14 protein-coding genes and 1 pseudogene are annotated in these 14,113 nt (G+C 44.8%); 2 read left to right on the forward strand and 13 right to left on the reverse strand.

Annotated features, from left to right (window positions below; all coding sequences use genetic code 11):
* The first annotated feature begins 9 nt into the window (after positions 1-9).
* Positions 10-828 carry a histidinol-phosphatase HisJ gene (gene hisJ / locus KNO92_RS04740; protein WP_214760295.1) on the forward strand — a complete coding sequence of 273 codons (819 nt, stop codon included), beginning with the start codon at positions 10-12 and terminating at the stop codon, positions 826-828.
* Positions 829-979: 151 nt separating this feature from the next.
* Here hisJ and KNO92_RS04745 read toward each other — a convergent pair whose 3' ends face one another.
* The 13 genes and pseudogenes from KNO92_RS04745 to KNO92_RS04805 form a co-directional block, all read right to left on the reverse strand.
* Positions 980-1,330 carry a hypothetical protein gene (locus tag KNO92_RS04745; protein WP_074034584.1) on the reverse strand — a complete coding sequence of 117 codons (351 nt, stop codon included), beginning with the start codon at positions 1,328-1,330 and terminating at the stop codon, positions 980-982.
* 200 nt (positions 1,331-1,530) lie between these two features.
* The gene (locus tag KNO92_RS04750; RefSeq protein WP_214745311.1) at positions 1,531-2,106 is read right to left on the reverse strand and encodes a deoxycytidylate deaminase; all 576 of its coding nucleotides are present in this window, start codon (positions 2,104-2,106) and stop codon (positions 1,531-1,533) included.
* Between the two features lie 51 nt (positions 2,107-2,157).
* Positions 2,158-3,387, reverse strand: coding sequence for a toxic anion resistance protein (locus KNO92_RS04755; protein WP_214760297.1), 1,230 nt, complete (start codon positions 3,385-3,387; stop codon positions 2,158-2,160).
* On the reverse strand, positions 3,371-4,093 hold the full coding sequence (locus KNO92_RS04760) for a 5-bromo-4-chloroindolyl phosphate hydrolysis family protein (RefSeq protein WP_214691961.1): 723 nt from the start codon (positions 4,091-4,093) through the stop codon (positions 3,371-3,373). The genes KNO92_RS04755 and KNO92_RS04760 overlap by 17 nt, the downstream gene beginning before the upstream one ends.
* A gap of 197 nt (positions 4,094-4,290) precedes the next feature.
* Positions 4,291-5,643, reverse strand: a complete 1,353-nt coding sequence (locus KNO92_RS04765; protein ID WP_214691959.1) for a sodium-dependent transporter — start codon at positions 5,641-5,643, stop codon at positions 4,291-4,293.
* A gap of 122 nt (positions 5,644-5,765) precedes the next feature.
* Positions 5,766-6,638: a diacylglycerol/lipid kinase family protein gene (locus KNO92_RS04770; RefSeq protein WP_214691957.1), complete on the reverse strand. Its 873-nt coding sequence runs from the start codon at positions 6,636-6,638 to the stop codon at positions 5,766-5,768.
* Entirely contained in the window at positions 6,635-8,140 is a 1,506-nt protein-coding gene (locus KNO92_RS04775) for an ABC transporter permease/substrate-binding protein (RefSeq protein WP_214691955.1), read from the reverse strand. Before KNO92_RS04775 ends, KNO92_RS04770 begins: the two co-directional genes overlap by 4 nt.
* Positions 8,141-8,150: 10 nt before the next feature.
* Positions 8,151-8,867: pseudogene (locus KNO92_RS04780) on the reverse strand (ABC transporter ATP-binding protein); the annotation flags it as partial.
* Positions 8,868-8,973: 106 nt separating this feature from the next.
* Complete coding sequence (locus tag KNO92_RS14910) at positions 8,974-9,699, reverse strand: 3D domain-containing protein (protein WP_285800655.1); 726 nt, start codon at positions 9,697-9,699, stop codon at positions 8,974-8,976.
* Positions 9,700-9,937: 238 nt separating this feature from the next.
* Complete coding sequence (locus KNO92_RS04790) at positions 9,938-10,390, reverse strand: GDYXXLXY domain-containing protein (RefSeq protein ID WP_214691951.1); 453 nt, start codon at positions 10,388-10,390, stop codon at positions 9,938-9,940.
* The gene (locus tag KNO92_RS04795) at positions 10,387-11,571 is read right to left on the reverse strand and encodes a DUF2157 domain-containing protein (RefSeq protein WP_214691950.1); all 1,185 of its coding nucleotides are present in this window, start codon (positions 11,569-11,571) and stop codon (positions 10,387-10,389) included. The genes KNO92_RS04790 and KNO92_RS04795 overlap by 4 nt, the downstream gene beginning before the upstream one ends.
* A 17-nt stretch (positions 11,572-11,588) precedes the next feature.
* A complete protein-coding gene (locus tag KNO92_RS04800) occupies positions 11,589-11,789 on the reverse strand; it encodes a DUF2187 family protein (protein ID WP_012726121.1) in 201 nt (66 codons plus the stop codon).
* 40 nt (positions 11,790-11,829) lie between these two features.
* Positions 11,830-12,453 (reverse strand): NUDIX hydrolase, encoded by a 624-nt coding sequence (locus KNO92_RS04805; RefSeq protein ID WP_353047389.1) that lies wholly within the window; start codon positions 12,451-12,453, stop codon positions 11,830-11,832.
* Positions 12,454-12,565: 112 nt separating this feature from the next.
* Between KNO92_RS04805 and KNO92_RS04810 the strand changes: the two genes are divergently transcribed.
* A complete protein-coding gene (locus KNO92_RS04810; RefSeq protein WP_214691946.1) occupies positions 12,566-14,104 on the forward strand; it encodes an FAD-dependent monooxygenase in 1,539 nt (512 codons plus the stop codon).
* The last annotated feature ends 9 nt before the right edge of the window (positions 14,105-14,113 follow it).

A 14,113-nucleotide genomic window follows, 5' to 3' on the forward strand; every position in this document is an offset into this window, starting at 1 on the left:
GTGTAACAGATGTTTAACTTTACCCATGATGGTCATGTGCATACCCCGTATTGTCCACACGGTACAAAAGACCCGATTGAACACTATATTCAAGTCGGGATTGAAAAAAACCTGCAAACGATGACGTTCACAGAACACGCACCGTTTCCACAGGCATTTATCGATCCGGTGCCGAATCAAGACTCCGCAATGTCGATCGCTCTACTTCCTGACTACCTTAATACGTTGCATCAGATGAAAAGTCAGTATCAAGAGGTCATTGACATTAAAGTAGGACTAGAAGTCGACTTGTTACCACGTCTAGAAGAAGAGACGATTGCTTTGTTAAAACCATATGCTCCCCTACTTGATGAAGTCATCTTGTCCCAACACTTCTTATTGGTAGATGGTATATATATGCCGGTAGATTATTCTGCTGAAACGTTTGACAACCTCGTTCAAGCGCTCGGTTCATTTGAAAACGTGATGAAAGCTTATTATGACTCGATTGAACGTAGTCTCAGCTTTCCATGGGAAACGATTCAAGTCGCTCGGATTGGACACATCGACTTACCGATCAAATATCAAAAAAATTATGACTGGGATCGTTCAGCAGTCAGACAAGAGGAAGAACGTCTCTTGCGAGCGATTGCCGGCAGAGGATTCGGCCTCGATTTCAATACCGCCGGACTTAGAAAACCTGATTGTGGTGAGCCATACGTCGCAGGACTCGTCAAATATGCGAGCCAATTGAACATCCTTTTCACGTTAGGATCAGATGCTCACCTCGCTAAAGATGTAGCCGCTGGTTTCGACATCATTGCACAAAAAAAAGCCACGTTCGTATGAACGTGGCTTTTTGACAGCGATCTAGCTATCTAGATCCCCATGCTTATGGTTGACAACGATATGGCGTTCCATTTCTTCATCTGTAAATATCATACCATAACGAAGAATAGATGCAACAAAAAATTGGGTGAAATGGTTCACCCAATTAAAATCACATCGCTGCGTATAAAGTTTTCAAGTCGTTTGTCGCTGCCTCATCCATTTGGAGGGCTACAAGTTCAACATATTGAAGGGCAGGATCTTGATCTTTTGATAAAGCAACGATTTCAGCGGCTGCCTTATCGAGTGCTAACAAAATGCCTGACACCCCGAGTGTCGGATAGTAACGAAGAAGTGCACGGACATGCTTAATCTCAGAAACTTCATTTCCATTAATGGTCAACGATTTGACTGCCAATTCCTGATGCATGCCAATCGCAAATTTATCTTCCCATACTTCTTCAAGTGTGATTAACGCTTCTACTTCATATGCACCATCTGTAAAGCGAACGTGTTTTTCCATGAACAAATTCCCCTCTCCTGAATCTACTTTTATTATATAAGAGATTTCAGAGAGTATATTGTGAAATATTGAACATTATGTGTAAAGTTTGTCTCACTTCATGTTGAACAACAAAAAAGGCCCCTCCGTAGAGGGGCGAATAATGGAAGAGTAAAACACCATTGGCAGTACATTAATAATATATCATCTAATGTAAACGTTTACAATGTATTTTTGTACATTTTTTCAAGTGGCATATGTAACACTTCGATCCCACTCTCACGCATTAATTCTAATCCATCACCATGCTCATATCCTACTGCATAGACGACGCGGGCGACGCGCGCTGCAATCAGAGCAAGAGAGCAGGCATGACACGGTGAATGAGTGACGTAAGCCGTCGCACCGAACGCATTCGTCGAATCGGCAGCCAATTTTCCGATCGCATTGATTTCGGCATGAATCTCATGTTGCTTCGACCAGTGATGATGATCATACGGGTCCGTACATTTGATATATGTCACACCATCCCGAATGAGCCGGGCGGGCTCATTGATCATATCGAGATCCGACGATGCAACATAGTCGGCATGCTTATAGAAGCCGTCTTCTTGCTTGATATAAATCTCATTACAGTTCGTATGACCAGAAGGTGTCCCATTTAGACCAATTGAAATTGGTTTTTCATCTTTGACGATGACACAGGCAACGCTTTTCGATGCACATTTCGAATGTCGTTCTGCCATCATATCGGCGAACAATAGCCACGTCTCGTCCCACAATCGTTGTTTCTCCATGTAAGCCCCTCCTCGTAGAAAAGGAAAGTCTGATTGCTCAGACTTCCCTTCTTAATATCCTGTATCTTTTGGCAGTTCTTTATTTTTTGAGGCAATCTCAATGACTTTTTCTTTGAGCTCATGCTCCATCCGGTCGAGTTCACGTTCAGCGTCACGACGCTTTTGTTTACCTTCTTGTTGAATGCGTAACGTTTCATCAAGTGTCGAGAGTAAATTCTCGTGGGCGACTTTAAGCGATTCCACAGAGACAATCCCTTTTTCATTTTCTTGAGCGATTTCAATCGAAGAGTCTTTGAGCATCTTAGAGTTCTGCTCAAGCAACTGATTGGTCGTCTTCGTCACGTCCTGTTGCATGCGAAGTGCCGTCTTCTGACGCGTCAAACTAAGCGCGAGAACGACTTGGTTCTTCCAAAGCGGAATCGTATTGACGACCGCTGACTCGATTTTCTCAGCGAGGATTTGGTTGTTCTGTTGGATGACTCGGATTTGTGGCGCCATCTGTAGGCTGATGGTACGGCTCAATTTCAAATCATGTAGCTTCTTCTCAAAACGATCTGCCAATTGAATCATGTCGTTCAACTGTTGAAGTTTAGACTGATCTTTTGAAATTTCGACTTCTTGACGAAGTGGCGCGATTTCATGTTCACGTACATGATCAAGTTTCGTTTCACCCGCAGCGATATAGACGTTCAACTCTTCGAAATAACGCTTATTCTTATCATACATTTGATCGAGCATCGTAATGTCTTTCATCAGACCGAACTTCGCACGATCGAGATTATGGATGACCTCTTCCAAATAAACGTTCATTTTTTCGAATTGAAGCTTATAGTTTTCGGCTTTCTTCTTTGCACGACCGATGAGCGGGATGTTGTCCATAAAACTCTTTTTCTCCGGTTGAAGCATGTCCGGGTCCATCTTTCGGACGTTCTGCATTAAGTCAGACAAGAGTTTCCCCGCATCCCCGCCATCTTTCATTCGAACTTCCGTCAGAATTTGGTCAGAGAATTGTGAAAGTTCACGTTGAACGTTCGAGCCAAACAACATGACCGAATCTGTCTTTTTAATATCAATCGACTCCGCCAATCGTGTAATTCGCTCACGGTGCTCTTGAGGCACGTCTGGCTTAGCTTGGATGGCAGGTACTTCGTGAGGTTGTGAAACAGATGACCATTCCACAGATGGATTGCTAAACCCCTCTGTTTCTGTTTTCGTTTTTGTATCAGATGTCAGCTCTTCTTCCGGCCATGACTGCCAGTTCGTTTCATTCGATGAAGTCATGTTTCTTTCTCCCTTCCGGCTGATCAGATAAGACTCGCTCCATCATGATCAGTTCGCGTTCAAAGTCTACGGCGTCATCTTCAAGGAGACGTCCGCGTTGTTCTTTAAATTTATCGACAATTAGTCGCATATTCGTGATTAATTGCTCTCGAGTCTCTTCTTGAATGACGACTCGTTTTCCTTCAAGTTCTTTAAATTTCAAGACGACCGAGACGAGGGAATCTAAGTAGAATGTGAACAAGTCTCGAACATGTTTTGCGTCTTGTGGATTTTCGAAAAGTTCTTCGAACAATTCGTGTGCTTCTTTGGAGACAGCTTTCATCTCACGCCTTACTTCCACATCTTTGATTTCAGGAAGGACGCGGTCAATCTGTTGTAGCTTTTCATATCCTTGTTCAATCGTCCGTTGCAAAAATTGTAGTTCTAAATCGTCCGTTGCCTCGAATTGACGTGCCGGGACGGGTTCCTCAATCGGCTTGAGGATTCTTGAACCTGAGAACGGTTCGTCCTCATCGAGCAACAGTTTTTTCTTGGCACGTTTCGCGACCATTGTCGGTGTTCGTTGACGGTTTTTGCGCTTGTTCGTCGACCAGACTTCATTCAAGACGAGCGCCCCTACTATAATGAATAACCAGGAGAAATCGAATACGTTGATGGCAAAGTATATGACTGCCCCTGTCAGGGCCCATTTCATCCATGTTTTCATTCTTTTCACCTCATCTCATGTTACTTCTATTGTACATTACGAAACCTATCAAAAAAAGTTTCGTCATCCCTATCATTTTAGCATAATAAAATTCGTTGTTTCCTCCGTCCACAGGTGTAAAAATGAATATCTATATCGACTTCTTTCCCGTTGTGCGATGAAAAAAACCGTAGACCTATAAGCCTACGGTTTGTCCATTATGTTGTGACCCACGTTGAAACCATTACAATGGCTACTGTCACAGGAATGACGTAGCGAATGAGCGCATGCCAAATCGGATAAAGTTTCTTACCCGGTTCTGACGTTTGAATCTCATCTTTCAAAATACGTTGATCGACGACGTATCCGACAAAAATCGATGTTAAGAGTGCCCCGACCGGCATCAAAATATAGCTGACGAGGTAATCCATCGTATCGAAGAACGTCCGACCATTCCAAATCTGTAAATCACTCAATAGTCCGAATGACAAGGCAGATGGAACGCCTACGACAAACACGAGAATGGCTGCCGTCACGGTTACTTGCTTCTTCGTCCAAGTTGATTTCTTTTCGTTCAACCGATCTGTCACACCCGCGACAACTACTTCTAACATCGCGATTGACGACGTGATCGATGCGAACGCGAATAATAGGAAGAACAACACCATGAAGAAGCCGCCTAGTGGTACTTGATTAAAGACAGCCGGTAATACGACGAACAGTAACGCCGGACCTTCAGCCGGATCAAGTCCTGAAGCGAAAACTGCCGGGAAAATAGCAAGTCCAGCTAAGAGTGAAACCGTAATGTTCAACAAAACAATCATGTTCGCAGAACGGTTCAACGTTCCTTTCGTCTTTATATAAGACGCATATGTCAACATCGCCGCTACCCCTAACGATAAGGAGAAGAAAGCTTGTCCTAGGGCAAATAGTACCGACTCACCCGTCAATGCAGAGAAGTCAGGTTGTAAGAAGAAGCGAACCCCTTCCATCGCCCCATCGAGTGTCAATGAACGGACGACGAGTACAATGAAGCTGATGAACAAAAGCGGCATTAAAATCTTGCTCATCCGTTCAATCCCTGCTTCGACTCCGCGTAAGACAATCAATAGCGTGATCAACAAGAATAAGAATTGTCCGAGTACCGCGATGCCAGGTGTTGACACAACATTTCCAAATACATCTCCGAACTCGTCAGCTGTACGACCACTTAATGTCCCACTTAAACCGAGCCCGATATAAATAAGGACCCATCCTCCAATAACACTATAGAAGGAAAGCAACAAGAAACATGCGATGACACCTAAGTAACCGATAATGCTCCAACGACCATGTCCTAATTTTTTGAAGGCAAGAAGTGCCGTCTTTTGAGTTGAACGTCCAACGATGAATTCACCAATCAATAGTGGCAGACCAAGTAATAATGTGAACGCCAAAAACATGAGTAAAAAGGCACCGCCCCCACTAGTTCCAGTGACGTATGGAAATTTCCATATCGCACCTAAACCGATTGCCGACCCTGCGGCAGCTAGAATGAATCCAATTTTTGAGGCGAATGAGTTTTGCGCCATGATTACCCCTACTTCCTGTTTTTCATTTCATTTTCATAATAATAGTGAAATACTAACACGGTTCAAGGGTCAGAACAACATAAAAACAGAGAAAAGTCTGAATACTTTTCTCTGTTGATGCTTTATGGCGTTAAAAACGTGAGAGCCCGCTCTCGAATCTGGATTGCTAAGTGATCTGTTTCAAAATGTTCACCGTCGATATCGATGACTTGTGGCTCATTCAACTCAACTTCGACATATGAAATTTGAAAGTGATTCCACTCCTCTGATTTTTGATCGAGACCGAGCTGTTGGGCCAACAATTGTCGAATCATCGGAAGTCCAATTGACGAACTGTGAACGACTTCTAACATGCCATCCGAAAACGATTGCGTCTCCAATTTCGTCGGTACGGTTCCGAGATAACTCCCGTTCCCTACATATAAGAAGCTGACGTCTCCATCGTAAAGAAGTTCATCTCCTCGACGTAAGCGAATCTGAAACGGGTCAGCTTCACGAAATTGGCGGATAGTTGCAAGAAAGTAGCCGATTGAACCTAAAGATTCTTTCTCATCCGGGTCGATTTGGCGTGACGTATCTGCAATCAATCCGACTCCAACGAAATTGAGGGCATACATCTCATCTACTTGAATCACGTCCACATGTTGCTCATGATTCGATTTGATGATGCTCGCGGCTTGTGTTGGTTGAATGGGAAGTTCGAGCGCTCGTGCGAAGTCATTACACGTCCCTGCAGGAATGATTCCTACTGTCGGTCGCTCCTCAAGCTCTAACGTCATCAACCCATTGACTACTTCATTGAGTGTACCGTCTCCCCCGATGACAATCAGATGGTCGAACGATCCACTTTCTTTCGCAAATCGGAGTGCGTCGCCAATTTCTTGCGTTTTCTTGATGATGATTTCTTCATAGAGCGATTCAATCGTACCGATGACTTCCCCGAGCATCGTTTCGCTCGTACCAGACTTCGGATTCGAAATAATCAATGCTCTCATAATAACCCTTCCTGTTCTAAGAAGTCTTTCGCTACATCATAGGCGCGTTCATTTCCGTACGCGACACGACGGTTCAATTCAGACATTTGTTCGTCTGTGATTTTACCTGCGAGCTGATTGAGCGCATCCTCAATTTCTGGATACTCTTCAAGCGTCTCTTCTTTCAAGAGCGGTGCCCCTTGGTATGGCGGGAAAAACTGTCGATCGTCTTCTAGAACGACAAGGTCGTTCTCGGCGATATCAGGGTCTGTTGCATATGCGTCTACTAAATTGACATCTCCTCGTGAAATGGCACGATAGCGTAATTTTTGCTCCATCGAGACGACAGAAGGGAAATCAAATCCGTACTCGTTTTGAAGTCCTGGATATCCGTCTTCACGGTCGGTGAATTCAAGTGTAAAGCCTGCTTTAATATCTGACTGAACGTTTCGTAAATCTGAGATGGCCGAAATACCTTCTGCCTCGGCATAGTCACGTGGAATCGCGAGTGCGTACGTATTGTTAAACTGCATCGGTTCGAGCATGACGTACCCGTCTTCGGCAAGCGCCTCTCTCGCTTGTTCATAGACTTCACGGGCATCGTTTGATTCTGGCGTCTCCTTGACGAGACTCGCGAGTGCCGTTCCGGTGAATTCTGGATAAATGTCAACATCACCAGATTGGAGTGCGCCCCATACAAATGTCGTCTCCCCAAAGTTCGGCTTCACCGATACAGTCAAATCTGTTTCTTCTTCAATCAACAACTTATACATATTCATAAGAATTTCTGGCTCTGGACCGAGTTTCCCAGCTACGACAAGGTCTGTCTCTTGCGAGCGACCAAATGCGAGCGGTGTGATGATGATGAGTGCGAGTACAGTAGAGACTGCAATCAATTTCGTCTTATTACGGGTCGCTGTCGCACCTTCCATCTGACGTAACAAGAAGTCAAACAGGAGAGCTAAAATGGCGGCCGGGATGGCACCCAGTAGAATTAAGTAATTATCGTTACGGTTAATCCCGAGCAAGATCAGCGTACCGAGTCCGCCTGCCCCGACGAGTGCGGCAAGTGTCGCCGTACCGACGATGAGGACCATCGCTGTACGGATACCTGCCATGATAACAGGTAGGGCGAGCGGAAGTTCGACTTTCATCAAACTTTGATTCGGTTTCATCCCACAAGCTCGAGCTGCTTCAAGTAACGATTTGTCCACTTCGTTTAAACCAGTGAATGTGTTTCGTAAAATCGGTAGGAGCGCATATAAAACAAGCGCAATGATGGCAGGTAATGCCCCGATCCCGACGAGCGGAATCATCAATCCAAGCAAGGCAAGCGAAGGAATTGTTTGAATAATCGCAGTGACACCAATGGCGGTTTCGGCGATTTTCTTGCGACGCGTCAGCCAAATCCCTAATGGTACGGCAATTAAGACGGCAATCAAAAGTGATACGACAGAGAGCTGTAAGTGCTCAATCAGTGCCTCGACAAGCTGTCCTTGTCTATTTTGGAACGTCTCAAGCATCCAGCTCACCTCTTCCGCGTTGTGTAAATTCTAAGACGAATGGATCTTCACTCGCTAATATCTCTTCAGGTGTACCAACTAACATTAATTCACCATCCCTCATCAATGCGATGCGATCCCCGAGCTTCATCGCTTCTTGCATGTCGTGTGTGACAAACAGAATCGTCTTTCCGAGTTCGTCATTTAATCGTTTGATGTCATCTTGCAATTGGCCACGGCTAATCGGGTCAAGTGCAGAGAAAGGTTCATCCATGAGGATGACGTCCGGGTCAGCCGCTAAGGCGCGCAATACACCCACACGTTGCTGTTGACCCCCAGATAGTTCCGAAGGCTTCTTCGAACGTAGTTTTGGATCGAGACCGGCAATTTTCATCAATTCCGTCACCCGGTCTTTTGTTCGTTCTTTTTTCCATTTTAATAGTTCAGGTACGACAGAAATGTTTTCTTCCACTGTCAAATGGGGGAATAAAGCAATTTGTTGGAGCACGTAACCGATGTTACGACGCAATTCGAAAATATTGAACTGGTAGATTTCTTTTCCATCGATTAGAATCTTTCCATCCGTATGATCAATTAAACGATTCACCATTTTCATTGTTGTAGTCTTTCCACAACCGGAAGGTCCGATCAATACAAAGATTTCTCCTTTTTCCACTGTTAAGCTTAATTCTTTGACGGCTAACGTCCCGTCCTCATAACGTTTTGACACATCCCGAAACTCAATCAACCTGATCCCTCCTCGACTATTTCCAAAATGGAAATTCAAATAGTATTTTGCCCTATTTTCTGCTTTGTTAAACAAAAAAAGGCTCTCCTTCCGGAGAACCTCATCATTAATAAAGCGTAACTTGAATATGTCGACGCCCCCACTGGATGGCATCCTGTTTTGAATCGACGAGTAAATCGACGATATGTCCTTTGATTCTGCCGCCTGTATCAAGGGCAATCGCGTCACCGACACCTTGAATATGGACTTTAGAACCTAATGGAATAATGGCCGGATCGACGGCGATAATTCGCATCCCATTATAATAGATTGAATCTGTGACATCATGACCGGTTGCCGTTAAGACACGACCGCCATACGCCTTGTTATCAGCCACATCATTCGAGTATGCTGTCGATTCGACTGTAATGACTTTCTTATTCGGCGACGTAGACACCGGTGTTGCCGTTGTTTTCTTGCTCGAAGAAGCCGCTGCTTGTTGTGCTGCCGCACGTTCTGCTTCTTTACGCGCTTCTTCCGCTTTACGCTCTGCTTCGAGTTTAGCAAGTCTTGCTTTCTCTGCTTCCGCTTCTGCTTTCGCTTTTTCAGCAGCGAGACGTTCTGCTTCTAAACGCTTTTCTTCAGCGATGCGTTTTTCTTCAGCAATTTTCTTTTGACGAGCGATTTCTTTTTGTCGTTCTTCTTCGATCGCTTGTCGTTCAAGTTCAAGAGGATTTTGGACGATTTTCTGTTCTGTCCCGATTCCGATCTGAGCAGCATCTGCTTGATCGACAAATGTGAACATCCCCATCATCGCGGTTCCAAATAGAATCATATATTTAATGAATTTCATCGTAGTAAGGTCATCACCTTTCTCGTTATGTAACGAACAGATGTTAATTTACCACGACCCGTCACATTCGAGTAGCCATTTCAACGAAGTGAAACATTCCTGACATATGACTTCAAAAGTGGTTACAGATTGTAACAATTGCAAAAAACGTTGCTATTACTAGGTTTCACAAAAAAATTACAGATTCGTTACAATAAGTCTTGTAACAAACCTGTAATCTCCCTGTCATGCGGTTTACTTATTCAATTGGCTTTAAATCATGCAATCTGAGCATTCCCCACGGTGCAACATCGACTTCGACTATGAACGATTTTTCACCCTCGACCCTATCCACTTCATCTAGAGGGACACGATACGATCCCATTTCTTCTATATAAAGGTTTCGGTCATAATAGTTCGCGCGCACTCCTCCGAAAAATGGTTTTGACTCGACTCGGTCGATGACAGCAAATCCATCATCCCCTTGTTCGAACGAGACATAAACGGTGCCCGTCTCCACATTATGACGTCCTTCGAATTCATCGTATTCAAGGTAAATCGAGTCCCCAAAATACGGATCATACGGTTCGAACGAGGTACCCTTGAACGTGTATGTCTCCCCCACCCACGAGATGGCATAAACAAGGATGACAAACAAAATCGCAATCATAACTTGGACGGCAGGAATGATCCACGTAGACAACCGTTTCATGTCGTCACATCCCTTCTCGTACGATTACGCCACCATAATCCGAGTGACAAAGCAAAGACGATCAGTGCACCAATCAAGAAGAAGAGAGATATATCGAGACGGTCCCAAACGTAAATGAAATAAATCGTCATCTGGACGACTAAGAAATAGATGAAGGCAAAGATGGTTCGTTGTCTCGTCATGTCTTGACGAACGAGATAAGCCAATGCAATCACTTCAATTAATACCGCCAAAAGAACTCCAGAGTCCTCGAACAACGCGAAAGGGATGACTGCGAGCAAACTTACCCACATCAAATCGCTTCGACGATGAATCAAGTAGACGGAAACGAGCGCAATGGATAAAAGCGTAGCCTCTATAATCGAAGGCGGTCTTTGAGAGAGCCAGCTTTCCGTGACGTTCACTAAATAACCGATGGAGAGGATGGCTGCGACGAACAAATATACAGCTTGCCATGCAGCTTGTTTTCGATAAATGAGAAGCAGCACATGTAGAATAACAAGAGACCAAAGTGGCCATAGTCTACCTTCATAGTCGACATATTGTCCAAAGATATTAAGAATGCCGTAAAAGGTAAGCCAAGCGAACGTCCGGTCTAACGATTCCTCCACAAAATGGAACCATACCCAAGTCACGATGAGTGCAAATCCGATCAACGTCAATCCGAGACTTTCGAAACTGTTCGTAACGGCCATAAATGCGGTGATAGCGGAGATCACCGAAAAGATAATGTGCTCATATATGATTCGGTGAATGACTGCCATTGTGAACAGAATCCAAAATAGAAACGTCAACTGTCCGGACAGATTATACGTTGTAAAGATGACCGCCATGGTCGCCACAAAAAAGACGAATCCTAGTACTCGTAATAATGTCACGTACCTTGGGGTTTTCAATCTGACCCGTTCGGCAAACACATAAAATCCAACCATAAAAATAAGAAATAATCCAATCTTCAAAAGGTCGGGAATCGCCTGCCAATTGGCTGCGACGAAGCTGAATAGACTGAGTGCCAGTAAAATTGAACCGACAATGACCAAAACAGGCGGCTTGTGATCATGTTGCTCACTAGCCGCCCGTTGTTTATGTTCATAGTCGACTAGTCTTTTACCGGTCGCTTCATCTAACAAACCCGCCTCTTGCCATTCACGTACTTTTTTGTCAATGGACACCTGAATCATCCCTTTCGGAAAAAAGGTCAGCTGGCGCGTTCAATCAATTCTAATTCTGATTTTAGTAAAACTTGTTTCTCAAACTCGAGTCCAAGCTGTTGGAACTCTTCCATAATCGATACGTCTCCGATTACAGTATTGGTCAGTACGGCGGTCACTTCTGCGACCCATCCTTCACGAGTCGACTTCACGATATCACCTACGAGGAACTCTTCAGACACACCCATTCACTTCCAATCTAAATTTGTTTCTATCATTATAACGAAATTATGTCGGTTTGAATACGTTTTCTTTTATGCGTTGAATAAATTGTGTCAAAAATTTTCCAGTAAGTCCCCAAATGATGTAGTCATCATGTTCATAGAAAGGTTCTTTCATTTTAATTACCCGTTTTTTGTACGCTTTAGCATTCGCCAATCGGTCTAACGGAATATTTTGATCTGGGTTCATCGTCCACTCCATCTCCCCATGAAACGGGTCAATCATGAGCAAGGTGGATACCGGTACCGTAAACAAATGATCGACCTCATCTGTCTCTTTTACGGTCGGTAACTCCGACAACATGCCTACAAAGGGATAAATCAATTGTCGATGGGGCGTGGCGAGCGGCCTCAATTTACCGATGACTTCGACTTGATTGGAGTCAAGCTCGAGCTCCTCACATGTTTCTCGAACGGCTGCTTCGACAGGCGTCTCCCCTTTTTCAAGTCGTCCACCGGGAAATGAAATCTCTCCAGGTTGCTGTCGCATCGTATGAGCACGTACTTCAAAGACGACGTGCCATTCATTCTCTATTTCAACGAGCGGTATCAAAACCGCTGCCGTCTGCTCATAATCTTCTTCCATTGTAAAGCTATCTCGAATTTGCTTTTCTTTGATCCATGGCTGCACACTGTTCACTCACCTTCCGTCATCGAATTTCCTATACCGTTCTATACCCCACTTTTCGTTTAATCGCTGCCAATGTCGGAAATATCATTATTAATGATAGGAGTTGATCACTTTGGACGAACAAGTGGATGTACTAATCGTTGGAGCCGGACCGACCGGCCTAACACTCGGCCTCACCTTAGCCAGATATGGCGTATCATTTCAAATCATCGATCGAAAAACGACCCCGTCGGATAATTCTCGAGCCATCGGAATCCAACCGCGGACAATTGAAGTGTTTTCTCGTTTGGATGTCGCTCAAGAAGTGCTCGAACGGGCACGGACGATTGAGCGAGGGAATCTCTACTTCTCAGGTCAATGGACGGCAAAGCTCGAGTTTTCAAAACTTGTCACCCCATATCCGTTCGTGACATTACTTCGTCAAAATGAAACAGAAGAAATTTTAGAACGTGCCTTAAAAAAACATGGTCACTCGGTGAAGCGTGGAGAATCACTCTCTTCCATCACTCAATATCCGTCGCGTACAATCGCCCATTTGACTGCTGAAGGCGGAACTCATCGTTCGGTCGAAGCGAAGTATGTCGTTGCCGCTGATGGCGCCAATAGTTCGATTCGTCGAATGCTCGCCCTCCCATTCAGTGGGAAGTCGTTCAAAGAGGCGTGGGTATTGGCAGATTTGAAAGCCGATTGGCCGATTTCTCGCGAAGAGGTTCACATTTTCTTCTCGGACCAAGGGGTGCTCGAAGTATTTCCACTTACGGATGAAACGATTCGAATCACAGGAAACCTACGGACCGATGAGTCGTTCGTCGAATCAGACCTCCAACAATTCGTGGAGCAACGTAGTCATATGCCCGTTCACATACACAATGTCGAATGGTTCTCGCTCTTTCGGGTCCATAACCGGATGGTCGATACGTTCATCCATAATCGCGTCATTCTAATGGGTGATGCCGCCCATATCAATTCACCGGTCGGGGGGCAAGGAATGAATACCGGGATTGCGGATGCATTCAACTTGGGCTGGAAACTATGGCTCCATTTGAAGACGGGGGCACCGCATCAAGTCGTCTCGACGTATCGGAATGAGCGTGAACATGTTGCCAGAAATGTACTTCAGACGACAAATGTCGCGACTGTGATGCTTCAGACGACGTTGCCGATGCTATTACCGTTCCAAGCGATTGGGGCAGATGTCTTCACTCGCGTCAATCTCGTCAATCAAAAAATCACGGAACGGATCTCTCAGCTTCATCTATCCTATCCAAAAACGCTACGCATGCCGTTTCGCCGCGTCGCAGAAGGGAAGATTTTCCCAGAGACAGAAATTTTACGAACAGATGATGGATTCCGGACGAAGATTTCAGAGATTGCCGACGGTCGCTTCCAAGTACTCGTTTTCGACGATGGCAAACGTGATTTGACGTCAATCTATGAGTACTTAAATCAGCATCATCCGTTCATTCAGACCATCACCTTGTCGAAGACGAGTCGTCCATTTTTCGACCAAGGGAATGAACTCGCCAAGTCCCTGTTTATGAAACGTGGTATCCTAGTCATTCGTCCGGACGGTTATTTATTGCACAAGCAACATCACGTCCGTCTAAAACCGCTGCAAGAGAAGTTGGCCGTCTGGCTTCCATCATCTTAAAAGTTTATA

The sequence above is a fragment of the Exiguobacterium sp. s129 genome, assembly GCF_018617585.1.
In the GTDB taxonomy this organism is placed as follows: Bacteria; Bacillota; Bacilli; order Exiguobacteriales; family Exiguobacteriaceae; genus Exiguobacterium; species Exiguobacterium aestuarii_A.